At 39.6% G+C, this 25,032-nt stretch carries 24 protein-coding genes; 3 read left to right on the top strand and 21 right to left on the bottom strand.

Annotated features, from left to right (window positions below; genetic code table 11):
* The first annotated feature begins 73 nt into the window (after positions 1–73).
* Together IE222_RS22900 and IE222_RS22895 are read left to right on the top strand one after the other, a co-directional pair.
* Positions 74–400 carry a PadR family transcriptional regulator gene (locus IE222_RS22900; protein WP_191276702.1) on the top strand — a complete coding sequence of 109 codons (327 nt, stop codon included), beginning with the start codon at positions 74–76 and terminating at the stop codon, positions 398–400.
* A 4-nt stretch (positions 401–404) separates the two neighbouring features.
* Positions 405–1,067: a DUF1129 family protein gene (locus IE222_RS22895; protein WP_191276701.1), complete on the top strand. Its 663-nt coding sequence runs from the start codon at positions 405–407 to the stop codon at positions 1,065–1,067.
* A 38-nt stretch (positions 1,068–1,105) separates the two neighbouring features.
* Here the strand turns inward: IE222_RS22895 and IE222_RS22890 are convergent, their stop codons facing one another.
* The 8 genes from IE222_RS22890 to IE222_RS22855 form a co-directional block, all read right to left on the bottom strand.
* Entirely contained in the window at positions 1,106–2,407 is a 1,302-nt protein-coding gene (locus IE222_RS22890) for a dihydrolipoamide acetyltransferase family protein (RefSeq protein WP_191276700.1), read from the bottom strand.
* A gap of 38 nt (positions 2,408–2,445) precedes the next feature.
* Positions 2,446–3,429: an alpha-ketoacid dehydrogenase subunit beta gene (locus IE222_RS22885; protein WP_191276699.1), complete on the bottom strand. Its 984-nt coding sequence runs from the start codon at positions 3,427–3,429 to the stop codon at positions 2,446–2,448.
* Positions 3,430–3,443: 14 nt separating this feature from the next.
* Entirely contained in the window at positions 3,444–4,436 is a 993-nt protein-coding gene (locus tag IE222_RS22880; RefSeq protein WP_191276698.1) for a thiamine pyrophosphate-dependent dehydrogenase E1 component subunit alpha, read from the bottom strand.
* Between the two features lie 143 nt (positions 4,437–4,579).
* Entirely contained in the window at positions 4,580–6,001 is a 1,422-nt protein-coding gene (gene lpdA, locus IE222_RS22875; RefSeq protein WP_191276697.1) for a dihydrolipoyl dehydrogenase, read from the bottom strand.
* A 19-nt stretch (positions 6,002–6,020) separates the two neighbouring features.
* A complete protein-coding gene (gene buk / locus IE222_RS22870) occupies positions 6,021–7,124 on the bottom strand; it encodes a butyrate kinase (RefSeq protein WP_191276696.1) in 1,104 nt (367 codons plus the stop codon).
* An 83-nt stretch (positions 7,125–7,207) separates the two neighbouring features.
* Positions 7,208–8,311 (bottom strand): branched-chain amino acid dehydrogenase, encoded by a 1,104-nt coding sequence (gene bcd / locus IE222_RS22865; RefSeq protein WP_191276695.1) that lies wholly within the window; start codon positions 8,309–8,311, stop codon positions 7,208–7,210.
* Between the two features lie 84 nt (positions 8,312–8,395).
* Positions 8,396–9,331, bottom strand: coding sequence for a phosphate butyryltransferase (gene yqiS, locus IE222_RS22860; RefSeq protein ID WP_191276694.1), 936 nt, complete (start codon positions 9,329–9,331; stop codon positions 8,396–8,398).
* 83 nt (positions 9,332–9,414) lie between these two features.
* Positions 9,415–11,490: a sigma 54-interacting transcriptional regulator gene (locus IE222_RS22855; RefSeq protein ID WP_191276693.1), complete on the bottom strand. Its 2,076-nt coding sequence runs from the start codon at positions 11,488–11,490 to the stop codon at positions 9,415–9,417.
* Between the two features lie 149 nt (positions 11,491–11,639).
* Between IE222_RS22855 and IE222_RS22850 the strand changes: the two genes are divergently transcribed.
* Entirely contained in the window at positions 11,640–11,885 is a 246-nt protein-coding gene (locus IE222_RS22850) for a DUF2627 domain-containing protein (RefSeq protein WP_191276692.1), read from the top strand.
* Between the two features lie 24 nt (positions 11,886–11,909).
* On the opposite strand, the gene IE222_RS22845 is transcribed toward IE222_RS22850, so the two are convergent.
* The 13 genes from IE222_RS22845 to IE222_RS22785 all read right to left on the bottom strand — a co-directional run bounded on the left by IE222_RS22845 (position 11,910) and on the right by IE222_RS22785 (position 25,023).
* The gene (locus tag IE222_RS22845) at positions 11,910–12,644 is read right to left on the bottom strand and encodes a glycerophosphodiester phosphodiesterase (RefSeq protein WP_370465080.1); all 735 of its coding nucleotides are present in this window, start codon (positions 12,642–12,644) and stop codon (positions 11,910–11,912) included.
* Between the two features lie 126 nt (positions 12,645–12,770).
* Positions 12,771–13,565, bottom strand: coding sequence for a sporulation transcription factor Spo0A (gene spo0A, locus IE222_RS22840; protein ID WP_191276691.1), 795 nt, complete (start codon positions 13,563–13,565; stop codon positions 12,771–12,773).
* 294 nt (positions 13,566–13,859) lie between these two features.
* A complete protein-coding gene (gene spoIVB, locus IE222_RS22835) occupies positions 13,860–15,146 on the bottom strand; it encodes a SpoIVB peptidase (RefSeq protein ID WP_191276690.1) in 1,287 nt (428 codons plus the stop codon).
* A 160-nt stretch (positions 15,147–15,306) separates the two neighbouring features.
* Positions 15,307–17,004: a DNA repair protein RecN gene (recN, locus tag IE222_RS22830; RefSeq protein WP_191276689.1), complete on the bottom strand. Its 1,698-nt coding sequence runs from the start codon at positions 17,002–17,004 to the stop codon at positions 15,307–15,309.
* A gap of 16 nt (positions 17,005–17,020) precedes the next feature.
* Entirely contained in the window at positions 17,021–17,470 is a 450-nt protein-coding gene (ahrC, locus tag IE222_RS22825; protein WP_191276688.1) for a transcriptional regulator AhrC/ArgR, read from the bottom strand.
* Positions 17,471–17,595: 125 nt separating this feature from the next.
* Complete coding sequence (locus IE222_RS22820) at positions 17,596–18,432, bottom strand: TlyA family RNA methyltransferase (RefSeq protein WP_191276687.1); 837 nt, start codon at positions 18,430–18,432, stop codon at positions 17,596–17,598.
* A 3-nt stretch (positions 18,433–18,435) separates the two neighbouring features.
* Positions 18,436–20,331, bottom strand: coding sequence for a 1-deoxy-D-xylulose-5-phosphate synthase (gene dxs, locus IE222_RS22815; RefSeq protein ID WP_191276718.1), 1,896 nt, complete (start codon positions 20,329–20,331; stop codon positions 18,436–18,438).
* A 145-nt stretch (positions 20,332–20,476) separates the two neighbouring features.
* Positions 20,477–21,370 (bottom strand): polyprenyl synthetase family protein, encoded by an 894-nt coding sequence (locus IE222_RS22810; RefSeq protein WP_191276686.1) that lies wholly within the window; start codon positions 21,368–21,370, stop codon positions 20,477–20,479.
* Between the two features lie 2 nt (positions 21,371–21,372).
* Entirely contained in the window at positions 21,373–21,606 is a 234-nt protein-coding gene (locus IE222_RS22805; protein WP_191276685.1) for an exodeoxyribonuclease VII small subunit, read from the bottom strand.
* Complete coding sequence (gene xseA, locus IE222_RS22800) at positions 21,603–22,955, bottom strand: exodeoxyribonuclease VII large subunit (protein WP_191276684.1); 1,353 nt, start codon at positions 22,953–22,955, stop codon at positions 21,603–21,605. The genes IE222_RS22805 and xseA overlap by 4 nt, the downstream gene beginning before the upstream one ends.
* 208 nt (positions 22,956–23,163) lie before the next feature.
* A complete protein-coding gene (folD, locus tag IE222_RS22795; protein WP_191276683.1) occupies positions 23,164–24,018 on the bottom strand; it encodes a bifunctional methylenetetrahydrofolate dehydrogenase/methenyltetrahydrofolate cyclohydrolase FolD in 855 nt (284 codons plus the stop codon).
* Positions 24,019–24,059: 41 nt separating this feature from the next.
* On the bottom strand, positions 24,060–24,449 hold the full coding sequence (gene nusB, locus IE222_RS22790; protein ID WP_191276682.1) for a transcription antitermination factor NusB: 390 nt from the start codon (positions 24,447–24,449) through the stop codon (positions 24,060–24,062).
* A 166-nt stretch (positions 24,450–24,615) separates the two neighbouring features.
* Positions 24,616–25,023, bottom strand: coding sequence for an Asp23/Gls24 family envelope stress response protein (locus tag IE222_RS22785; RefSeq protein WP_191276681.1), 408 nt, complete (start codon positions 25,021–25,023; stop codon positions 24,616–24,618).
* Positions 25,024–25,032: the final 9 nt, after the last annotated feature.

Genomic DNA, 25,032 nt, shown 5'->3' with positions numbered 1-25,032 from the left:
TTTGCATTACAAAGTAGTTTGATTTTAGCATACTATCTTGTATTACCATATACTGAGTGAAGGGAGGCGCATTATGTCGTTAAGGAGTCAATTATTAAAAGGTATATTGGACGGCTGCGTACTTTCAGTGATAAAAAAAGAACCGGCATATGGCTATGAGCTTTCGAAAAAACTTCAGGAGGCAGGACTTGAAGATGTTAGTGAAGGCACCATTTATCCTGTCTTGTTAAGACTGCAAAAGAATGGCTACATCTGCGGGGAAATGCAGCCTTCTGAGTCAGGACCAAATCGCAAATATTATTACTTAACAGAAGCGGGAGATAAGGTTTTAGGTGAGATTGCAAAAGAATGGGAACAAATCGTCATACCCGCAAGCTTACTATTAAAAAGGGGGATTTAAATTAATGGAAGCAAAGCAATTGATTGAATTAAATAATCAACGCAGAACAGAATTGACAGCTGAAAACGAAAAATACTATAACGATTTTATGCTGTATATAAGACTGCAGTTTTTTCTTTCGGAACAGCAGTCGGAAGAAATATTAATGGAGATATTGGAGCATTTAATTGAAGGACAAAAAGAGGGAAAAACTGCCGCAGACGTTTTTGGAGACGACCCAAAAGCATTTGCAGACGAACTGATTGAGCAGCTGCCAAACGAGAATAAAAAAAGTATCGTTCAATTCTTTTCTAGGATTGCATTCAATCTATTTAGTTATTTCCTAATAATCCATGGCTTGATAGTTTTAATTGGATCTTTCTTTAAAGAAGTTGATTCGGTGGTTTATCCCGTTAAAGCTGCCATGATTTCCTTGTTAATTTTCGTATTCAGTCTTTTTGGGGTTTGGTTTATTTTTGGGATTATTAATCAATCACTTTTTAAAGAAAAGAAAAGTACAGTTACGGATTACATAAAGATAGGGCTAATCGGCAGTATAGGCATGGGATTGATTATTGCTGCCGGTTATTTTCTTCCAAATATAGGGCCATCTTTATATTTGCCATGGTATGCCTACTTCATTTTAGGCGGACTGATTTGGGGAATTTCTTGGGTGATGAAAAAATGAACGGAATAATACCGCTGCCAAATTAGGCAGCGGCTTTTTTAATAGATTGAAGTGTTTGATTTTGACATATTTTCGATAATCTCTTTTACTCTCGCAAGAAAACGTCCGCAAACAAGACCGTCTAATACGCGGTGATCAAGCGACATACAAAGATTAACCATATCACGAACTGCAATCATGCTATTATTCATGACAACCGGACGCTTCACAATGGATTCAACTTGTAAAATGGCTGCCTGCGGGTAATTGATAATTCCCATTGATTGGACAGAGCCAAATGAGCCGGTATTGTTAACGGTAAAGGTTCCACCCTGCATATCCTCCGCTTTAAGTTTTCCATTTCGTACTTTCCCAGCAAGCTCAGAAATTTCGCGGGCAATCCCTTTAATTGTTTTTTCATCAGCATTTTTAATGACCGGCACAAATAAAGCATCATCCGTCGCTACCGCGATTGAAATATTAATATCTTTCTTCTGAATGATCTTATCGCCAGCCCACATAGAATTGATCTGCGGAAATTCCTTCAGGGCCTGGGCAATAGCTTTGACAAAGAAAGCAAAGAAGGTTAAATTGAAGCCTTCCTTTTTCTTAAATTCATTTTTGAGCGAATTACGGTATTCAACCAGGTTGGTCGCATCCACTTCCACCATGGTCCAAGCATGCGGTGCCTCATGCTTGCTGCGAAGCATATTTGCCGCAATTGCTTTACGTACACCAGTTACTGGAATCTCAACATCACCAGCAGCTACAGGGATATTGGCAGCAGGTGCTGCTTGAATTGACTCAGCTGCAGGCTTGACTTGCTCCTGACTAACAGCAGGCGCTGCTGTCTGTGAAGTCACTGCCGCTCGCTGTCCTGCAGCAGGAATACTTCCAGATTCAATTAATTGCAAAAGATCTTTTCTAGTTATTCGGCCGCCTGCCCCGCTGCCTGACACCATTGTTAAATCGATACCATGTTCTTGTGAAAGTTTCAATACTGCCGGTGAGTAGCGGGCTTTGTTACCTTGGCCTGCATCAGTGGTATCTTCAGTGGAACCAGCGGACACTTCCTGCTTGCTTTCAGGCGCAGGCGCATCCATACCAGCTTCTGCACCGCCTTCTATTTCAATGGTACAAATAATTTCCCCAACAGCTAATGTATCGCCTTCTGCTGCAATAAGTTCTTTAATGACCCCAGCAAATGATGATGGCACTTCCGCATTTACTTTATCTGTCATGACCTCGGCAAGAGGATCATATTTATTCACTTTATCCCCGACGTTAACCAGCCATTTACTAATCGTGCCTTCTGTTACGCTTTCGCCTAACTGCGGCATTTTTATTTGTTCAACTGCCAATGGTATTACCTCCTAAGCTTAAGATCCGCTAAGATCAATTAGAATTCAGCCAATTCTCGCATTGCCTTTTCTACCTTATCAGGATTGATCATAAAGAACTTCTCCATTGTCGGAGCATACGGCATTGCAGGGACATCTGGTCCGGCAAGACGCTTAATTGGTGCGTCTAATTCGAATAAGCAATGTTCTGCAATAATCGCCGCGACTTCACTCATAATACTGCCTTCCTTGTTGTCCTCCGTCACAAGCAAAACCTTCCCCGTTTTAGATGCAGCTTCGATAATAGCTTCTTTATCGAGCGGGTAAACTGTTCTCAAATCAAGAATGTGAACTGAAATTCCATCATCAGCCAGTTTCTCAGCAGCCTGTAAAGCAAAATGAACACAAAGTCCATAGGTAATAACCGTAATATCTTCCCCTTCACGTTTTACATCTGCTTTCCCGATTGGCAGTGTGTAGTCCTCTGCTGGTACCTCTCCTTTTATTAATCGATATGCCCGTTTATGTTCAAAGAAAAGAACAGGATCATTGTCACGAATCGCAGCTTTTAATAGGCCCTTTACATCATAGGGCGTTGATGGCATCACAATTTTAAGCCCCGGCTGATTCGCAAAAATAGCTTCCACTGATTGTGAGTGATAAAGCGCTCCGTGAACACCGCCGCCGTAAGGCGCCCGAATAACTAGCGGACAGTTCCAATCGTTATTTGAACGATATCGGATTCTTGCTGCCTCTGAAATAATTTGGTTAACAGCCGGCATTATGAAATCAGCAAATTGCATTTCAGCAATCGGCCGCATTCCATACATTGCAGCTCCAATACCAACACCAGCAATTGCCGATTCTGATAGCGGTGTATCTATTACTCTTTCTTCACCAAATTGTTCATATAAACCTTGCGTTGCTTTAAAGACACCGCCCTTTTTCCCTACATCCTCACCGAGTACAAAAACCTTTGAATCTCGTTCCATTTCTTCTCGAATAGCCATTGTAACGGCATCAATATATGAAATTATTGCCATGTTTCATCCCCCTATCAATTCTCATAAACAAATTTCAACGCATCCTCTGGGACTGCATACGGTGCATTTTCTGCATAGTCAGTAGCTTCATTGACTATCTTCATGACTGAATCGTTTATTTCTTTTTCGATTTCATCTGTCATTACACCAGTTTCCTTTAAGTAAGCCCCAAATGTGATGATTGGATCTTTTGTTTTCGCTTTTGCCACTTCGTCAGGGGCACGGTATGAGCGATCATCGTCATCAGAGGAGTGAGGGGTTAGACGATAAGAAACCGTTTCAATTAATGTTGGTCCCTCGCCGCGGCGTCCTCTTTCTGCTGCTTCTCTAACAACCTTGTATACTTCTAAAGGGTCATTACCGTCAACCGTGAAACCAGGCATCCCATAGCCAATTGCACGATCAGATACTTTTTCACATGCCAATTGTTTTTCAATTGGAACAGAAATTGCGTATTTATTATTCTCACACATGAAAATGACAGGCAGTTTATGAACACCTGCAAAGTTTGCACCTTCATGGAAGTCTCCCTGATTAGAAGAACCTTCACCAAATGTTACGAATGAAACGAAATCCTTCCTCTCCATTTTACCGGCAAGAGCAATACCAACTGCATGAGGCACTTGAGTTGTAACTGGAGATGAACCGGTAACAATCCGGTTTTTCTTTTGACCAAAATGCCCCGGCATTTGCCGTCCGCCTGAGTTCGGATCCTCAGCCTTAGCAAATCCTGACAGCATAAGTTCACTTGCAGTCATACCAAATGTGAGTACCACTCCTAAATCGCGGTAGTATGGCAGAACATAATCCTTTTCCTTGTCAAGCGCAAAAGCGGCGCCAACTTGTGCTGCCTCCTGCCCTTGACATGAAATAACAAATGGAATTTTTCCTGCACGGTTTAACAGCCACATTCTTTCATCAATGCGGCGGGCTAAGAGCATCATTTCATACATCTCTAACACCTTTTCATCGCTTAAACCTAGCGCTTCATGACGCTTTTCTACCATATAGTCCATCCTCCCGTTTATTTAAGTCACACACGTAAAAATTTACGCATTTTCCAGATGTTAGAAGCTTTTGAAAAAGAATTCGGCTTGCCCGGCCGACTCCTTTAATTATCTTTTTTCGACCGAAAAGGTTCCCTTTAAATTTATCCATGAATTGCTTTTCCATCCACAGCCAATGCTGCTTCGCCAATTGCTTCTGACAAGGTTGGATGTGGATGAATCGTCTGAGCAATTTCCCATGGTACAGCATCTAATACCATTGCAAGACCTGCTTCTGAAATCATGTCTGTTACATGCGGTCCAATCATATGGACGCCCAAAAGATCATCTGTCTCTTCGTCAGCAATAACTTTTACAAAGCCATCTGATTCACCAAAAACAAGTGCTTTACCAATTGCCTTGAAAGAAAATTTACCTACTTTCACTTTGTGTCCTTTTTCAATCGCCTCGGCCTCAGTAACCCCGACACTAGAAACCTCCGGATTACTATAAATACATCTAGATACAAGCCGATAATCAAGCGGCATAGGATGTTTCCCGGCGATATGTTCCACTGCAATAATTCCTTCATGTGATGCAACATGTGCCAACTGCAGACCGCCTATACAATCTCCAATCGCGTAAATATGAGATTCCTTCGTTTGAAAAAATTTATTTGTGGCAATGTAGCCTTTATCAATTTGAATCTCTGTATTATCAAGGCCAATCCCTTCTATGTTTGCCTGTCTGCCAACAGAAACCAGCATCTTTTCAGCCTTAAATTCTTTGACCTCACCCTTAACCTCTGCTGAAATGGTCACACCTGTATCCTTCACAAGTGTTTCAGGCAGAACTTTTGCTCCGGTTACAACTTTAATTCCTTTTCTCTTTAACAGCCGTAGCATTTCTTTAGAAATTTCATGATCCTCAGTCGGAATAATACGATCTGCATACTCGATCACCATTACTTCAACACCAAAATCAGACAGCATTGAAGCCCATTCAATCCCAATAACGCCACCGCCCACAATGATAATAGAACCAGGAAGGGTTTCCATTTCTAATGCTTCATCAGAAGTGAAAACAATTTCCCCATCAACTTCTAGACCAGGAAGGGTTCTCGGTCTAGAACCAGTTGCAATAATTACATTTTTCGGGATCAGCATTTCGTTTTCAGCACCGTTATTCATCTCGACCGAAATCGTCCCAGGCATTGGCGAGAAAATAGAAGGTCCAAGAATACGGCCAAGACCTTCATACACATCAATTTTCCCCTGCTTCATTAAATGTTGGACACCTTTATGAAGCTGGTTAATGATCCCGGTTTTGCGTTCCTGAACTTTTGCAAAGTTTAAAGTAATATCATTTGCAACGACACCGAAATCTTCACCACGTTTTATGGTCGCAAAAACCTCCGCACTTCTTAATAGTGCTTTACTTGGAATGCAACCTTTATGTAAGCATGTACCTCCTAGTTTTCCTTTTTCCACAATTGCTGTTTTTAAGCCTAGCTGAGAAGCACGAATAGCAGCCACATACCCCCCGGTACCGCCACCTACTATCACCAAATCATATTCATGTGCCACTTTGTTTTCCTCCGAACATCTATATTTTAGCTTTTTTTATCTTTCCAGGATAGATTTTTACTTTTTCCTCTCCACGTAAAACTCTCAGAGCCCCTTCTGCCAGTGCTCGAAGTTCATCTTCACCTGGCTGAACAATCACATCTGCAATCCAATTGATACGATTGGATATGGCAGTTACAAAATTCCTGCCATAGGCTAAACCACCAGTTAAAATAATGGCATCAACTTTGCCTGATAAAACGGTGCTGGCAGCACCTACTTCCTTTGCAACTTGATAGGCCATGGTATCATAAATCAATTTTGCTTGTTTATCACCAGCTGCTATTCTCTCTTCTAGTTTAACTGCGTCATTAGTCCCGAGATAGCCGACAAGTCCTCCTTGCCCAACAAGCATCTTCATGATTTCTTCCCGGAAATATTCACCCGAAAAGCACAAGTCCACTAAATCACCGCAAGGCACTGTCCCAGCCCTTTCCGGACTAAACGGACCTTCACCATGAAGTCCATTATTAACCTCAATAACCCTTCCTTGCTTATGAACCCCAACTGTTATTCCTCCGCCCATATGAACAACAATAAAATTTAGTTCATCATAACTTCTGCTAAATTCCTTTGCGACCCTTCTCGCAACGGCTTTTTGATTTAAAGCGTGAAAAATGCTTTTTCGTTCAATTAACGGGAATCCGGAAATCCTGGCAATGGGATCAAGTTCATCCACTACAACAGGATCAACGATATAGGCAGGGATATTAAGACCCGCGGCAATTTCATAGGCAATAATTCCTCCTAGATTGGAGGCATGCTGCCCTAAGTAGCCGATGCGTAAATCCTCCAGCATTGGCTCATTAACAGCATAGGTTCCCCCCTCAATCGGACGGAGTAAACCGCCTCGGCCGCAAACTGCACTTAATTTAGAAATATTAATACCTTCATAATCCAATGTCTCCAAAATGGTCGTTTTTCTAAATTCATATTGATCAATAATATTAGCAAATGAATTTATTATTTCAGCCTCATGGCGAATGGTTTTTTCAAGAATAGAACTATCATTATCGAAGATTCCGATTTTAGTGGATGTCGAACCTGGGTTGATGATAAGAATTCGATATTCATTTTCTGGCAATGGTAATACCTCCAAATAAGCTTTAATAAAGGCAAAGACATTGAATTACTCATTCAATCCTTTGCCTTTAGCTTACACAACCCCTATCTTGATCTTCTGCGACTTAAAATATGGTGTCCGTTCTGTAAAAATTGACTTCTAGAATTGCGAACTCTTTCAATTCTTTCTTCTGCCATCCGATCTGCGGCGACATATGTGGGAATACTATCCCGTTTTGAAATTTCAATTATTTTTTCAATCGTGTTATAAATCATTTCTACCTTTTTCATTGCTCTTTCACGATTATAACCATATAATTCGTCAGCAACATTAATTACCCCTCCAGCATTTATCACATAGTCTGGTGCATAAACGATGCCCATTTCATGAATTATATCGCCGTGACGTGTATCTTTTAATTGGTTATTAGCTGACCCTGCAATAACCTTCGCCTTTAATTGAGGAATCGTTTCGTCGTTTATAGTTGCTCCCAAGGCACACGGTGCATAAATATCACATTCAACCCCGTAAATTTCATTAGGATCTACAGCCTTTGCATCAAAATCTTCTACAGCGCGATTGACTGCCTCTTTATTTATATCCGTTACAATTAGTTGTGCTCCTTCTTCATGCAAATATTGACAAAGCGTATAAGCAACGTTGCCTACACCTTGAATAGCAATCGTTTTTCCTTCTAACGAATCTGTTCCGAAGGCCTCTTTTGCTGCGGCCTTCATACCGCGATATACTCCGTAAGCTGTTACAGGTGAAGGATTGCCAGATGAACCAAAAGCAGGTGATATCCCTGTGACATAATCAGTTTCTTCATGTATTAAATCCATATCAGCTACTGTTGTACCTACATCCTCTGCTGTAATGTAACGGCCGTTAAGTCCTTGAATATAGCGGCCAAAGGCACGAAACATTTCCTCATTTTTGTCTTTACGAGGGTCTCCAATAATGACTGTCTTGCCTCCACCGAGATTTAAGCCGGCTGCAGCATTCTTATAAGTCATCCCTTTTGCTAAACGAAGGGCATCTTCAATTGCTGCTTCTTCTGATGCATAAGTCCACATTCTTGTCCCGCCAAGTGCCGGTCCAAGAGTGGTATCGTGAATAGCGATAATCGCCTTCAAACCAGATTGTTTATCTTGACAAAATACTACTTGTTCATAATCATAATTTTCAAGATACTTAAAAATTTCCATATCCATTTCCTCCTTATATTCAAACAAGCCTACTTTTCATTTTCAAAATCAGGTCTATTTATAAGAGCAAAAAAACCAATAGAGCTAATCAACAGCACAGCATAATGCCAAAGAAAGTGAATAAAGCTTACTTTCTGAACTGTCTGCTCTAGATGTTAGCACAATAGGCGCCTTGGCTCCCGAAATGACTGCCCCTACTTTTGCTTTAGCAAAATAAATCAGTGATTTATATAAAACATTACCAGCCTCGATTGTTGGCACAAGCAAGATATCAGCATTTCCAGCCACTTCACTATGGATACCTTTATGTTCAGCTGCCAAAACTGATACTGCATTATCCAACGCAAGCGGTCCATCTATAATACAACCGGAAATTTGTCCGCGCTGATTCATTATTGTTAGCGCTGCAGCATCTATTGTAGCTTCCATAGCCGGATTTATAACCTCAACAGCAGCAAGGGGGGCTACTTTAGGCAGGGCAATCCCAATCGACTTGGCAATTGACACAGCATTTTGGACAATTTGAACCTTTTGATCTAAATTTGGAGTCATATTCATTGCAGCATCCGTAACAATCATCAAACGATTAATGTCGGGTATTTCAAATACGGCTGTATGGGAAAGAATATTACCGGTTCTTAAACCATAATCCTTATTTAATACAGCTTTTAGAATGATATTCGTCGGTAAATTCCCCTTCATTAGCACTTCAGCTTCTTTTTTAAAAACTGCTTTTACTGCAAGCTCAGCTGAGGCTGTGGTTGAATCAGCATGAACAATCTTAACATCCTTATATTTTGATCCTAATAATGTTCTAATTTTTTCCTGATCCCCAAAAAGAATAAATCGCGCTAGATTCCTCTCAGAAGCTTCAATCACCGCCTTGATGACTTCCGAATCCTCCGCTGCTGCGACTGCTACTGTTTTAGTGCTTCCTTGGGTTGCTTTTTCAATAAGTGAATCGAGCAACAAGTTGTTATCAACCCTTCCATTCTGTACTGCATTCCAATTTAATAACATGCAAGTATCATGCCAAACAAGGAATAATGAAAGCGCTTCACTATCCGGTTTTCTACGATGAAGAAAATTTCACACTATGAAAATTATTGCATGTCATTGTTTTCAAGTTTATGCTTTTCGAGCTTATAATATAAATTCCTTACAGATAACCCGAGGTTTTTTGCTGTTAAGGTCTTATTCCCGTTAAAACGGGATAGCGATTGCTGAATAATTCTTGCCTCATGCTCTTCCATCATTTCCGATAAGGTACGACCTACAGCAATATAATCTGTGTCATTGTTCTCTATTTGTTCATTTCCTGATTTAGTATTTTTTAGCTCAGGTAAGTGATGCTCATCAATTTGCGTTTCGAAATAGTTCATAAAAATCATGGCCCTGCCGAGAATATTTTCTAATTCTCTTACATTTCCCGGCCATTCATACTTCATTAACTGATACAATGCTTCTTCAGTAATCCCCTCTACATTCCTACCATAATCTCTGTTAATTTTTTGAATTAATCGATCACATAAAGCAGGTATTTCTTCCTTCCGGCTTCTAAGCGGCGGAATATGGATTGGCATACGATTTAGACGATAATACAAGTCTTCCCTAAACGTTCCTTTAGCAATACCCTTTTCCAAATTGACATTCGTCGCTGCAATAACTCTGACATTAATCGTTATCGGCTTTGTAGCACCAACGCGTATAATTTCACCTTCTTGAAGCACACGCAGCAGCTTTGCCTGGGTATTTGCTGACAGTTCACCGATTTCATCAAGAAAAATACTGCCATTATTCGCTTCTTCAAATAGTCCTCTCTTCCCGCCTCTTAAAGCTCCGGAAAACGCCCCTTCTTCATAACCAAATAATTCACTTTCCAATAGTGATTCCGAAATAGCCGCACAATTAACACGAATAAATTTACTGTATTTTCGATCGCTTGCATTATGTATAGCATGAGCAAATAACTCTTTTCCAGTTCCTGATTCCCCGCGCAAAAGAACTGTTGCTGGTGTTTTTGCTCCGAGCTTAGCTTGTTCGATTGCCAGCAGCATTTCATCTGATTTGCCTATAATATCCTCAAATGTATATTTCGCTTCCAGCTTACGAATTAGCTGCCTGGCACGACTCAATTCCCTGCTGAGTGATTTCATTTCGGACCTATCATGAACGACTCCAACAGAACCTTTTAATATTCCATTTACAATGATAGGTGCCACATTTACAATTACTTCCCGCTTATTAGGTCCTACTCTCATTGGTACCCCTCGTACAGGACGCCTTGTTTGAAGCACCTTCATATGCATGCTTTCACCCTCGGAAATATCAGCATTAGCCGGTTTTCCAATAACCTGCTCTTCGGAAAGACCAGTGATTCGGGTATAAGCTGGATTGATCAAGATGCCTCTTCCGTTTTCATCAACAACAGATATCGCATCATCACTTGAATGGATGATAGCCTCGAGCATTGTTTGAATTTCCTTTAAATCGGTAATTTCCTCTGCCAATTTTACAACTTCAGTAATATCTTTAAAGACCGCTACTGCCCCGATCAATCTCCCGTTCTCTTCGACTATTGGAATCCGGGTGGTTATGATTTTCAGGCCGTTTCCTAAAATCATTTCCTGATTTGTCTCAATTCGGCGAGTTTTTAATATGACGGGCAAACGACTTTGTGGAATAATTTCTGCTACATATTTTCCTAGAGCTTGATTTTTTTTCATTCCCATCATTTCTTCTGCCCTGTTGTTAAACAAAATGACGTACCCCATATGATCAATAACGACCATTCCGTCATTTGTGGCATTAAAAATGAGTTCTTGAAAATAGGATTCATATTGATGCTTCCTAATTAATTCTTCTTTCTCTTCCATTAGTTTTGCCACAAGAAAGGCAACACTGCCTGGAATGAGAACGGTCTTTTTATTTTTCCCATTTCTCAAGTTTTGAAAAACGGCTTCATCGCCAGTTACTTCGATAATGATATCGATTTTATCCGTTAAAAACGGCTTCCAATCTGTCGCCGTTCGAATTCCTTCCTCCTGTGCCAGCAGAATTCCCGGTGCATCTATATTTCGATCAATGACTGCAAAAACATGAAGGACCTCAGATTCTTTTAATATTTTTAAGATTGCTGTGCCGCCCTTTCCGGCACCAACTATCATTACATTTTGCATGATCTGCCCCTTTAAAATAGAAATTTTTTTCATGCAATATTTTTCATGTTTATTGTAGCGTGAAACTGGATTCTTGACAAATTATATCTATGGACTATTATTTCCTTGAGAGAGATAATAGAAATAATTAAAATTGGAAGGAATTATTTATGACACGTATAGTTGCTCTTATTATCCTGCTAATTCCTGGATTTTTAGCTGCACTGGGGATTAAATTGATGCGTGATATGACCTTCGGAGTTCTGCAGGCGCCGTTTACCCATTTTTGGCTGCAATTTCTTGCCGGGTTATTATTATTTGTGATTGGGCTGGGTTTTGTTGCTGGATTTATTTTCCACCGAGATCGAAAACGCAATAATGTTCAAGCTCGATTTAAACAACAACAGAAAAAATAAAAAGAGGCCGGTAATGGTCTCTTTTCATATTGTTTTTTTTATCTTTATAGCCTTTATGGGATTATCGGTTATAACAGCCGTGCAATTCAGCTTAAATAGCCGCTTTAAATCTGCCTCTCTATTCACAGTATAGGGTCGTACGGCAACACCATTTTGTATGGTTGTGGTGATAATGTGGTCAGGAATAGTGGAATGCTTTGGATGAATTCCCTTTGCCCGAATTGATTGCGAATAAACCCAAGGCATATAAATAGCTTCAAGAAAAAGAGGAGCTGTTTCAATATCAGGCGCAATTCTATAGCAGTGCACAATGCTGTAATGGTTAAAAGAAGAAAAAATAATACGGTCTGTCAAATTATATTTTCTTACAAGTTCAATGACCTTTTCTTCCATTCCTTCATAAGGAAATAAACCATTTTTCATTTCAATATTACATAATAAATTGTTGGTTTTCAGCCATTCAAAAACCTCAATCAACGAAGGAATAGACTCCTTTTTACCTCCGTTTTTATTGGCATTTAGTTTCCTAATTTCTTTATAGGTCAAATCTTTTATAAAACCATGGCCGTTTGTTGTACGATCCACTTTTTCATCATGGATTACTACTATTTCACCATCTCGAGTTAATTGAACATCAAGCTCTAATCCGTCAGCCCCGGCTTTTTCTGCTCCAATAAAGGCACTCATCGTATTTTCAGCGAAAGAAGCGGAGTATCCCCGGTGAGCAAATATTTGTGTCATCTCTTCACTTCCTAACATTTAAATGGACTCCATCATCAAAAATACCTATAGAACAGATTATGCATTTACACTGGCATATTCTCATTGTAAACAAAAATGAATGTTAGATGAAAAAAAGCCCCATTACTGAGGGCTTTATTCCTTTCAAGAAGCTTTATGCTCCAGACGCAATTTATCTGCTACCATAGCAATGAATTCGGAGTTTGTCGGCTTTGCTTTGGACATGCTTACAGTATAACCGAATAGAGAAGAGATCGAGTCGATATTCCCTCGGCTCCATGCTACTTCTATAGCATGACGGATAGCTCTTTCCACACGGCTTGCAGTAGTGTTATATTTTTTAGCGATATCCGGATAAAGAACTTTAGTTATGGATCCTAATAACTCGATATCGTTAAAGACCATAGAAATAGCTTCCCGCAAATATAAATACCCCTTTATATGTGCAGGAACCCCAATTTCATGTATAATGCTGGTAATACTGGCATCCAAATTTTTTGGCTTTGAATCATTTTGAGAACGATAGCTAGATGATGAACTCTTTCTTGCAGTAATTGAAGGACTATTTCCACTCACCTGGCGGATATGATTACCGAGGTTCTCCATGTCAAATGGCTTTAAGATAAAATACGATGCACCAAGTTCTACCGCTTTTTTCGTTACATCTTCTTGCCCAAATGCCGTTAACATAATGACATTTGGAAGAATCCCTTTTTTCAACTCACGGAGCCGCTCAAGCACCGCTAAACCGTCAAGATGCGGCATAATGATATCTAATACTAAAACATCAGGTTCTATTGTATTCAGCATATCTAAACATTCCTGGCCGTTATGGGCGACTCCTGCTATTTCCATATCATCTTGTGAGGATATATAATCCTCGAGCAATCTTACCAATTCTCTATTGTCATCAACGACACAGACTTTTATTTTCTTCAACTTCTGTTCCTCCCTCAGGTCATATCCAAATTTCTCTATTACATTCAATATCCTTTATCTTCCTTACATTCTATTCTAAATAAGAAATTCGACAATGCAACAAAAATTCCTCTCATTTTTTTAATATTTCTTAAATTAGTGATAAAATCTTATCTTTTCTTTGTTTTTCTTCTTATTTCGACGTAAATCGCATATTATGTAAAAAACTGAAATTATATGTCAGAAAATCACTTATGTAGTAAAAAGCAAAACAGGAGAGAAGTCCTATTTTGCTTTTTTGTTATTGATTTGATATTAGCTCGCCTTACTTTTTGGCGTTTCATATATGTTAATTCCTGCTTCGTTTAGCATCCATTCGATGTGCACTCCATACCCGGAGGTTGGATCATTTACAAATACATGGGTAACGGCTCCAATTAACTTACCATTTTGGATAATCGGACTTCCGCTCATCCCTTGAACGATCCCCCCTGTTTTTTCTAAAAGCTTCGGGTCAGTTATTTTAATCACCATGCCTTTTGTAGCAGGAAACTTTTGCGGAATTGTACTGACAATTTCTACGTTAAATTCTTCGACCTTGTCGTTATTCACTACTGTCAAAATTTTAGCTGGTCCTTCTTTTACCTGATGTGATAAGGCAATCGGCAGCGGCTTATCTAAAATACCATTAGATAGGTTCTTGTTTAATTCGCCAAATATGCCAAACGGGCTATTTTTATTAATATTCCCGACAATTTCTCGATCATTTGAAAAGCGGGCTAGTTTTTCTCCCGGGTCTCCACTGCTTCCTTTTTCAATAGAAGTAACCGTCGAACGAACAATTTGCCCGTCCTCCACTACTATCGGCTGCTTTGTATCCATATCTGAAATTACATGCCCTAAAGCACCATATTTTTTCGATTGAGGGTGAATAAAGGTCATTGTACCAATTCCTGCTGCTGAATCCCTAATGTATAACCCTAGCTTATAGGAATTTTCACCCTTGTCTTTTAATGGGGTTAGCTTTGTTGTAAATTTTCCTTTTTCGCGGCTTATTACCATATTTAATGCTTCTTTATTTTGACCAGCAGCCTGAACATAAGGGGCGACATCTGTCATTTTTTCAATTTTATTTCCGTTGATTTCTGTAATAATATCTCCAACTTTAATTCCTGCCATTTCCCCTGGGGACTTTTTTCCATTTGTTGTATTCACCAAGTGGTGACCAACCACTAGGACGCCAACTGTATTTAATTTTACTCCAATGGATTGTCCACCGGGAATTACCCGGAAATCTTTTAATACTTTTACATCGACCTTCTTAATGGGAATACCAGCGTACTCTAATAGCATTTCATTGTTGCCTGGCGCCCTTCCCTGTATTGAAATAGTATTATCTTCCTGTTGAAGCGATATATTCGCATGAGATTTTAGGGCGGCTGTAACCGGAGCAGCCTTATTTATTTGAAAGTCTTGACCTTCAAACATTGTAACATTCTTTGGGATACTTACATATTGACGCATAGGTTGAAAAAAAATAATGCTGATTAATGAAACAAGGAGAATTCCACCAATTATCTTTCTAATCATCTCTATCTTCAAACTTTTCACTCTCCTCGCTTCTATTTGTTACAATAAAAATGGCTACATCTATAATTTTGCCTCCTTGACAGTCATTTATAACTTCCTCCTATATAAAAAAGCTACCCAAGATGGATAGCTTTTCATTTTTTTATAAAATTATCTAGTTTTTGCCCAGAATTTAGTGAGTTTCACTCTTTTTTGTTTTTAGCGCTAATTGTAATAATTCCTCGGCATGCTGTTTTGTTAAGTCAGTAATCTCTACTCCGGAAATCATTCGGCCAATTTCCTTTATTTTATCTTGGTCAGATAGTGCGTTAACTGCAGTTGATGTACGTCCGTCTTTAACCGTTTTTGAGATAAACAAGTGAGTGTCTGCCATTGCAGCAACTTGAGGCAGATGTGAAATACATAAAACTTGGGAATCAACAGCAACTTTGTAAATTTTTTCGGCAATTGCCTGAGCAACCCTGCCGCTTACGCCTGTATCAACCTCATCAAAAATAATCGAAGTAACACCCTGATGCTTGGAAAAAATACTTTTTAATGCCAGCATTATTCGAGACAGTTCTCCCCCAGAAGCCACCCTTGATAATGGTTTTAGAGGTTCTCCGGGGTTTGTAGAAAGATAAAATTCCACATGGTCAGCCCCATTTTTTGAAAAATGATCTTCATCTGTTTCAAATTTTATTTCAAAAACCGTCTTTTCCATGTACAATTCTTTTAATTCTTTATGTATTAATCCCGTCAACTCAACAGCCCATTTATGACGAAGTTTTGTCAACTGATTAGCTTCAAGGATTAAATCTTTTTTAATAGATGCTAATTCCTTTTCCAATTCACTAATATGTGTTTCTTTATTTTGAATAGTCTCGATTTCCTCTTCTATTTTGGCAGCATATTCTAATATTTCCTCTATTGTTTTCCCATATTTCCGTTTTAACTGATTAATTTCATTTAAACGGTCTTCAATTTCATTTAATCTTTGGGGGTCGAATTCCAAAATGTCTAACTCATTTCTAAGTGTCCTTGCAGCATCCTCTAACTGATAAAAGCTGTTTGTGACAGCTTCAGAAAGGTCCTTATAAGCTTCGTCAATTGCTGCCGCATCCTCAAGGTGCCCCATTACCATACCAATCCAATCAAGTCCTCTTTGTTCACCTTTTAGTGCCGTAAAACTTAATTGTATCGATTCATATATTTTTTCAAAATTTGAAAGTTTCTTTTTCTCTTCATATAACTCATCATCTTCATGGAGCTTTAAATTCGCTTTTTGAATTTCATCAAATTGAAATAATATTAAATCTAATCTGTGGGCCATTTGTTGGTCATTTTCACTCAGAGCCTTTAGTCTATTTTGCGTTTGTTCAAAGCGGTGAAAGACTCGCTGATATTCCTGAAGTGATGCAGCAATTTCTACTGCTCCGAATTGATCAAGTAATAGTACATGTCTCGTTTCATCCATCAGTTCTTGATGCTCATGCTGACCATGAATATCAACAAGAGCCGCACCGAATTCCCGGAGCGTAGATATGGTAACTAATTTCCCGTTAATACGACAGACACTTTTCCCTGAACGGGAAATATCACGTCGTAAAACAATCATTCCCTCTTCTATTTCAATTCCAAATTCCATTGCCTTACCATATACAGGATGATTGGCAGCCTCTATTTGAAATAAGCCTTCTATTTCTGCCTTATCCTCACCATGACGAACAAACTCTGCTGAACCTCTGCCACCTGTTAATAAATGAATGGCATCAATGATGATTGACTTTCCTGCCCCCGTTTCTCCTGTTAAAACCGAAAGACCCTTTTCAAAGGATATCGACAGATTTTCAATTATGGCAAAATTTTTTATTGATAGTTCAGCAAGCATGAACTATTCCCCCTATTTAAAGCATCTCCAGGAATCGATTTGTAATGATTTCAATATCTTCAGGTGTTCGGCAAATAATGAGAATCGTGTCATCACCACAAATTGTTCCTAATATTTCATCCCAATCCAAATGGTCAATCAGTGCACCTATCGCCATAGCATTTCCAGGCAAACACTTCATGACTAATAAATGGCCTGCCGAGTCAATCCGGATAAAGGCATCAATTAGTGCGCGTTTTAATTTTTGCAAGGGATTAAATCTTTGATCGGCCGGTAAACTGTATTTATATCGACCATCACTTAATGGAACCTTTACAAGATGTAATTCTTTTATATCACGGGAGATAGTCGCTTGGGTAATATTATAGCCTGCTTCTTTTAGTGCATCGACTAATTCGTCCTGCGTTTCAATATCATTACTTGCGATGATTTCCCTAATTTTAATATGACGTTGACCTTTATTCATTTTGTCACCTCAATGATTTTACCTCGGGTAGTACAGCTTTAACCTAAAAGCTCATCCTACCAAAATTGAACATTTATTCTTTATAATTATACACTAAAATACATAAAAGGATAAGCAAGATCTGCCTATCCTTCAATTTGTTTCGTATGAAATTCCTTATGTGCCTCATCAACAACTTCCTTAGGTGTTATAGACAGCTGATTAATCCCATGCTCTTTTTCACCCTCCCATTTTAGATGAAGGAGAAATTCAATATTTCCATCCCCTCCGGTGATTGGTGAATAGGACAAATCCTTGACTACATACCCTTGTTCAATTGAAAAATCAATAATCTTTTGGATAACCTGAAGATGGACCTTCTCATCACGGACAATCCCTTTTTTCCCAACCTGCTCGCGCCCAGCCTCAAATTGGGGCTTTACCAATGCGATGATATCACTTTCTGAGACAAGAAGTGTTTTTAAAACAGGCAGAATTAAAGTTAAGGATATAAAGGAAACATCGATTGTTGCAAAGCTTGGCATTTCTCCTGCTAAATCAGCCGGGGTTACATAGCGGAAATTAGTTCGTTCCATCACAATAACCCGTTTATCCTGCCGCAGCTTCCAGGCAAGCTGATTATAGCCTACATCAAGGGCGTAAGAGCTTTTGGCGCCGTTTTGGAGGGCACAGTCGGTGAACCCTCCTGTTGAAGCACCAATATCTAATAGCACTTTATCGGCGACAGACACATCAAACACTTTTAAAGCCTTTTCCAGTTTCAATCCCCCGCGGCTGACATATGGCAAAATATTGCCTTTGACAACAAGCGGAGTATCGATTTTTACTTTTTCACCTGGCTTATCAAGGCGTTCTTCATTAGCGTAAACAAGCCCCGCCATGATCGCACGTTTCGCTTTCTCCCGGGTTTCACATAGCCCTCTTTCGACAAGTAAAACATCTATACGTTCTTTATTTTTCATGATTCAAGCCCTTTGTTGTTTTTTCCTTGCCATAATTGAAATCCTTTTGACAACCTCATCCGTAGTCAAACCAATTTCCTCTAAAAGACAGGATACATCTCCATGCTCAATGAATTCATCTGGTATCCCCATTCGGTCAATATACGTATGGTAATATCCGTGCGACTGTGCATACTCCAGCACAGCACTGCCGAATCCTCCTTGCAGCACAGCTTCCTCTATTGTAAGGATTGGAATATTGTCATTAAATAAAGTCTTGAGCATATTTCCGTCTAATGGCTTAATAAACCTTGCGTTAATTACTTTAACAGAAATCCCTTGCTTTTCAAGCCTCATTGCTGCTTCTAGCGCCATTGGAATTGTTGTTCCAAAGGTTAAAATAGCAGCATCATACCCCTCTTTAACAACTTCCCAAGTACCAATTGGTATCGTTTTTAATTCTTGATCAAGCGGTACTCCTAAACCATTGCCGCGAGGGAATCTCATGGCAATCGGGCCATTATCATGTTTTAAGGCGGTATAGACCATATGCTGCCCTTCATTCTCATCCTTTGGCATCATTAAGACAATATTGGGAACATGTCTTAGAAAGGCTATATCAAAAACTCCTTGGTGGGTCTCTCCATCTGCCCCAACAAGTCCGGCACGGTCAATCCCAATAAAGACATTTAGATTTTGCCGGCAAATATCATGAACAACCTGATCGTACGCCCTTTGTAAGAACGTTGAGTAAATGGCTAAAAATGGTTTCATATTTTGGGTGGCCAGACCAGCTGCTACAGTAGCTGCGTGCTGCTCTGCGATTCCCACATCATACATCCGTTCAGGGAATTCACTGGCAAACCCTTCAAGTTTAGAACCTACAGGCATTGCAGGAGTAATGGCCACAATCCGGTTATCCTTACGCGCTACCTTTCTAACTGTTTCACTTACAAGACTGCTCCAAGCTGGCGGCTGCTTTTTGGATGGTTTGACAAAATCGCCTGTGTCCATTTTGTAAGGTCCGGTACCATGCCAGGTTCCTGTTTTATCTGCTTCAGCAGGGCGAAAACCCTTCCCTTTTTTCGTAATGACATGTAGTAAAATTGGGCCTTCCGTCTTTTTAGCGTAGCTAAAATTCTCAAACAAGGCTTCAAAGTTATGACCATCTATCGGTCCAAGATAAGTAAAGCCCAATTCTTCAAAAAACATGCCGGAAACAAATAAATATTTAAGACTGTCCTTAATCCTTTCTGCGGTAGCAGCCAGTTTTCCGCCTACAGCTGGAACCTTTTTCAACAATACCTCAAGCTCATCTTTAACCCATTGGTATTTTCCTGCCGTCCGCAATTGCCCAAGAATATTGTGTAATGCCCCAACGTTCGGTGCAATTGACATTTCATTATCATTTAAGATGACAATCATATCTTTCTTTTCATGACCAATATGATTTAAAGCCTCTAAAGCCATTCCCCCGGTAAGTGCTCCGTCACCAATCACAGGGATGACATAATTCTTTTCTTTTTTTAGGTCCCGGGCAATCGCCATTCCCATTGCTGCAGAAAGGGATGTCGAGCTGTGACCCGTTTCCCATACATCATGCTCACTTTCAATCATTTTGGGAAAGCCGCATAAACCTTTATATTGCCTTAATGTATCAAATTCAGATGCTCTGCCCGTTAGAATCTTATGTACATAAGATTGATGACCAACATCCCAAATAATCTTATCCGCAGGACTATCAAAACATTTATGCAAAGCAATCGTTAATTCGACTACCCCTAAATTGGGACCTATATGACCGCCGGTGACCGATAGCTTCTCAATCAAGAATTGACGTATCTCCTGACTTAAGCCTTCTAGCTCTTTGTTTGACATTCCTTTTAAAAAGGATGGGTCTTTTATTGATAATAGATCCATTGATGGACCACTCACTTTCATACTTTATCTTGCCGTTAGTTTTCTAAAAAATAGCCGCTAACACAATTGTGTAACGGCCTTTACAACGTATCAACATTGAAAACAATTATAACACAGTTATTTCATTGTCTCAAATTCCCGTTGTTTAGTGATTTCTAGTTGCCACTAAGTCCGTAATTTCTAGAAGAAGATTTGTATTTAACCCTGTTTCTGCTAAATATCCTTTGGCTTGTACAATATGCTTTTGTAAAGCTGCTTGGGCCCCATCCAATGATAACAATTGCGGGTATGTGCTTTTATGATTAGCGGTATCACTGCCAACAGGCTTGCCCAACATTTGTTGATTTCCAGTCAAATCTAGAATGTCGTCCTGAATTTGAAATGCAAGTCCAAGGTGGTGGGCAAATTGAGACAAGTTATCGATTTGGCTTTGACTTGCTCCCGCTAGTATCGCCCCGGCTAAAACACTAAACCTTAACAGCTTTCCTGTTTTATGAATATGAATATATTCAAGCTCCTCAAGGGTTAATGTTTTCTCCTCACCTTCCATATCAGCCACCTGACCGCCAACCATTCCTTCCGCCCCTGCAGCTTTAGCCATCTCTATGATTACATTTAATTTGACCGATGGCGCAGCAGCATCATTTGGAATTTTATTTATTACTTCAAAGCTATAGGTTAAAAGTGCATCCCCAGCAAGTGTTGCAATGGCATCGCCAAAAACTTTATGATTCGTTGGTTTTCCCCTGCGAAGATCATCATTATCCATGCTAGGCAAGTCATCATGGATTAAGGAATAAGTATGAATCATTTCCACTGCCGCAGCTGCAGCCAGACCATTTTCTGGGGCTGCCCCAAATGCGTCAAGAGTAGCAAATAACAACAAAGGACGAATTCGCTTGCCCCCTGCTTCAAGAGAATAGATCATCGATTCTTTAATAATAGATGGTGCGTTAAGTTCTTCAACTAAATGTTTAAGCTCACGATCCAGCAGTTGTTTATATTTTTTAGAAAATGTGTCTAAATCATGAAGTACCAACTCTATTCCTCCTCATTAATAGAAAAACTCTCCGTACGTCCATCCTCTGTAATGATTTGCGCTAATTGCCCTTCTACGCTTTTCAACTTATCATGGCAGAGTTTGGATAATTCCATACCCTCTTTATAAAAAATAATTGCCTCCTCTAAAGGCACATCGCCCTCTTCAAGCTTTTCAACTATTTTCTCCAGCTTCGACATTGCTTCTTCAAAAGAAATGTTTTTTTCAGTCGTCATGCTTTTTTGTTCTCCTTTATATTTTCCACTTTACAAATCAAGCTGCCATCTGTCAGCTGAATCTGTACCCGGTCTTCTTCCTTTACTTGGTTTACACTTTTTACTAATTGATTCCCCTCCGTGTAAGCCAAGCTATAACCCCGTTCCATAATTTTTAATGGACTTAATGCTTGCATAGTAGATAGCATCCGTTCAAAATCCGTTTGTTTTTTGGATAAGATCTGCCTCATTGAACGGTTCAAGTCTTTTTGGCTCCGTTCAGTATGTAATCTCGCTTCCCTTATCAATTCTTTAGGATTATTCCGCTCGAGACGCTTGCAAAGAATCGTCTGCTGATTTTGTTTTAGCAGTGTTAATCGGGATGCTCCACGGACTAACTGTTCTGTCAATTTATCAACCTGCTCCAGCTTTTGTTCATACAATCTGTGCGGGTAGCGAAAAGCATAGGATTTTTGAACCCGATATAAGCGTTCTTTTTCAAACCGAAATGTTTCCTGCATTATACGGATGAGCCTTGTTTGCCGCTGCAGGACACGGTCCATTAATTCATCTACGTGTGGAACCGCTAATTCCGCCGCCCCGGTAGGTGTAGGTGCCCTTAAATCAGCAACAAAATCGGCAATCGTGAAATCTGTTTCATGACCTACGGCAGATATTATAGGAATGGCAGAAGCATAAATCGCCCGGGCAACGAGCTCTTCATTAAATGCCCACAACTCTTCTATCGATCCTCCGCCCCGTCCAACAATTAAGATATCTATATCCATCTGGCTGTTCGCTTTCTCAATTGCCTTTGCAATTGATGGAGCCGCTTGATCACCCTGGACTAGGACAGGGAAAACAAGGATATTAACAATTGGATACCGCCGTTTAATGGTGGAAATCACATCCCTAATCGCTGCCCCTGTAGGAGATGTAATTACGCCCACTGTTTTCGGAAATGACGGCAGCGGCTTTTTCTTTTCCTTTGCAAACATACCTTCTGCTTCAAGTTTTTGTTTTAACTGCTCATATGCCAGAAATAATTCACCAATACCATCAGGCTGCATTTCTTTAATATAGATCTGATACTGGCCGCTTGGTTCGTAGACTGTTATATCACCTTTTACAATTACCTTCATGCCATTCTCAGGAGTAAATTTCATCGTGCGGGTATTGCCTGCAAACATGACAGCAAGGATGCGGGCCTTTTCATCCTTTAAAGTAAAATACATATGGCCGCTCGAATGCTGTTTAAAGTTTGAAATTTCCCCCCGTACATGAAGATCACGCAAATGGGGATCGGCATCAAATTTTCGTTTTATGTACTTGGTTAAAGCATTTACAGATAAATATCGCTGCTCCTGCATAATAACTCCTTCTTAAAAAAACTGTCCCTATCTATTATATATTTAGCCCTTGTTTTTGTCCGCTAAAACAATTAGAAAAGCGTAAGTGCCTTGGTCAGCCCCGACAATCATAAGACGAGCTTTGGCTTATGACCTCAGAGGGGCTAGGCGCTGGAGCTAGACAATAAAAAGGTAACTAAAAAATAAAAGATAAGGACATAATTGAATTTTAGCGATTACTGCTTTCTGCTGCTGATTTTACGGTATTGTACATCAGCATCGTGATGGTCATTGGTCCTACTCCCTTAGGTACTGGAGTAATATATCCTGCTACCTGGCTTACTTCTTCAAAATCTACATCACCGCAAAGTTTTCCTGCTTCATTACGGTTAATTCCAACATCAATGACCACAGCACCCTCTTTAATATGATCTGCTTTAATAAAGTTTGCAATCCCAACAGCAGCCACTACAATATCAGCCTGTTTCGTATAGGACTTTAGATCTTTTGTTTTGGAGTGGCAATAAGTAACAGTGGCATGCTGATTAAGCATTAGTTGTCCTACTGGCTTGCCGACAATATTGCTTCTACCAACAACTACTACATGCTTCCCTGCAACCGATATCCCTGTTTCTTCTAGAAGCACCATAATTCCATACGGTGTACATGGAAGAAACGTATTCTGTCCTGTCATCATTCTGCCTATATTAACCGGGTGAAAGCCATCGACATCCTTTAAAGGAGAAATAGATTCAATTACTTTTTTCTCATCAATATGCTTTGGAATCGGAAGCTGGACTAAAATCCCGTGAATTTCAGGATCTTGATTTAATTCGTCGATTTTTCCGAGCAGTTCTTCTTCGGAAACCTCTTCCGGCATTTCTATTAGAATAGAGTGCATGCCAAGCTCCTGACAAGATTTTTGTTTATTTGTCACATATGTACGTGAAGCATGATTATTTCCAACAAGAATAACAGCTAGACCCGGTGTAACACCGTTTTCTTTTAGTTTCTCTACTTCCTTGGCAATTTCTTCTCTTTTTTTTGCAGCAATTTCTTTACCATTAATAATTTCAGCGGTCATAATCTTTGTTCCTCCCCTAAAAGATCCAAATGAATGATTTGCTATAACTTTTGTTTTACCTTTGAAAGAACAGCATTAATAAACTTGCTCGATTGGTCATCACCATAAATTTTTGCTATTTCAATCGCTTCGTCTAAAATGACATTCTCCGGCACTTCATTCTGCATATACTTTAATTCATAAACAGCCAATCTTAACAAATTGCGATCTACAGTGGCAAGCCGGTCAATAGACCATTTTTCCAGATTTTCGATTATTAAAAGGTCCATTTCCGCTTTATGCTCGACTACACCTAAAACGAGATTTGATAAATATTCGTCACCCGCCTCGCCATCTAATACATGCTCAATAGCTAAAGATGGGTTACTATCACTTACATCAATTTGAAAAAGAGCCTGTAATGCCTTTTCTCTCGCTGTTCTTCTTTTCATTATATCGTGTTCTCCTTTAAAAATAGTAACTAACATTTGTCAATTTTTCATCTTATTATAGTATTTAACACAAAACGATGATAGCATAACTATTTTTACTCTGCACCCTAAATTGGCATTTCGTAAAAAGAAAAACCAAAGGACAAAGTCCTTTGGCATACAAACTTTAAATTTCTTCCTCAATAACCGGTTCTTGTTTCGGAGCATCAAAGTGTACTCCAACAATGTGGATGTTAACTTCTTCCGGGTCTAAAGCGGTCATATTGATCAGAGCCTGACGAATATTTTCTTGAATCTTTCCGGCAACAGTTGGAATTGAAACGCCAAACTTCATCAAACAATACACATCAATGATGATACCAGATTCCGTTAGTTCTACCTTTACACCTTTGCCATGATTCTTCTTGCCTAAACGTTCCACAACACCTGTTGCAAAATTGCCGCGCATTCCTGAAACCCCTTCGACTTCGGAAGCAGCGATTCCAGCAATAACCTCAATCACTTCAGGGGCAATCTCGATTTTCCCATGACTGTTGTTTCCTTGCTCCATTTCTAAAATACTAAATTCGCTCATTCAAAACAC

Origin of the sequence: Neobacillus kokaensis (assembly GCF_014656545.1) — a bacterium.
GTDB classification, from domain to species: domain Bacteria; phylum Bacillota; class Bacilli; order Bacillales; family Cytobacillaceae; genus Neobacillus; species Neobacillus kokaensis.
Note: the sequence above shows the minus strand (reverse complement) of the source record. Positions and strands in the feature narration are given on the sequence as shown.

Excerpts from the sequence above, each read along its gene's own strand:
- recN (WP_191276689.1), bottom strand. The coding sequence starts at position 17,004 with ATGCTTGCTGAACTATCAATAAAAAATTTTGCCATAATTGAAAATCTG.
- IE222_RS22900 (WP_191276702.1), top strand. The coding sequence starts at position 74 with ATGTCGTTAAGGAGTCAATTATTAAAAGGTATATTGGACGGCTGCGTA.
- IE222_RS22895 (WP_191276701.1), top strand. The coding sequence starts at position 405 with ATGGAAGCAAAGCAATTGATTGAATTAAATAATCAACGCAGAACAGAA.
- IE222_RS22820 (WP_191276687.1), bottom strand. The coding sequence starts at position 18,432 with ATGAAAAATAAAGAACGTATAGATGTTTTACTTGTCGAAAGAGGGCTA.
- IE222_RS22855 (WP_191276693.1), bottom strand. The coding sequence starts at position 11,490 with ATGCAAAATGTAATGATAGTTGGTGCCGGAAAGGGCGGCACAGCAATC.
- IE222_RS22805 (WP_191276685.1), bottom strand. The coding sequence starts at position 21,606 with ATGACGACTGAAAAAAACATTTCTTTTGAAGAAGCAATGTCGAAGCTG.
- yqiS (WP_191276694.1), bottom strand. The coding sequence starts at position 9,331 with ATGTTATTAAATTGGAATGCAGTACAGAATGGAAGGGTTGATAACAAC.
- IE222_RS22845 (WP_370465080.1), bottom strand. The coding sequence starts at position 12,644 with ATGTTAGGAAGTGAAGAGATGACACAAATATTTGCTCACCGGGGATAC.
- IE222_RS22880 (WP_191276698.1), bottom strand. The coding sequence starts at position 4,436 with ATGGTAGAAAAGCGTCATGAAGCGCTAGGTTTAAGCGATGAAAAGGTG.
- dxs (WP_191276718.1), bottom strand. The coding sequence starts at position 20,331 with ATGGATCTATTATCAATAAAAGACCCATCCTTTTTAAAAGGAATGTCA.
- nusB (WP_191276682.1), bottom strand. The coding sequence starts at position 24,449 with ATGAAAAGAAGAACAGCGAGAGAAAAGGCATTACAGGCTCTTTTTCAA.
- IE222_RS22885 (WP_191276699.1), bottom strand. The coding sequence starts at position 3,429 with ATGGCAATAATTTCATATATTGATGCCGTTACAATGGCTATTCGAGAA.
- IE222_RS22850 (WP_191276692.1), top strand. The coding sequence starts at position 11,640 with ATGACACGTATAGTTGCTCTTATTATCCTGCTAATTCCTGGATTTTTA.
- folD (WP_191276683.1), bottom strand. The coding sequence starts at position 24,018 with ATGACCGCTGAAATTATTAATGGTAAAGAAATTGCTGCAAAAAAAAGA.
- xseA (WP_191276684.1), bottom strand. The coding sequence starts at position 22,955 with ATGCAGGAGCAGCGATATTTATCTGTAAATGCTTTAACCAAGTACATA.
- ahrC (WP_191276688.1), bottom strand. The coding sequence starts at position 17,470 with ATGAATAAAGGTCAACGTCATATTAAAATTAGGGAAATCATCGCAAGT.
- IE222_RS22785 (WP_191276681.1), bottom strand. The coding sequence starts at position 25,023 with ATGAGCGAATTTAGTATTTTAGAAATGGAGCAAGGAAACAACAGTCAT.
- bcd (WP_191276695.1), bottom strand. The coding sequence starts at position 8,311 with ATGGAAATTTTTAAGTATCTTGAAAATTATGATTATGAACAAGTAGTA.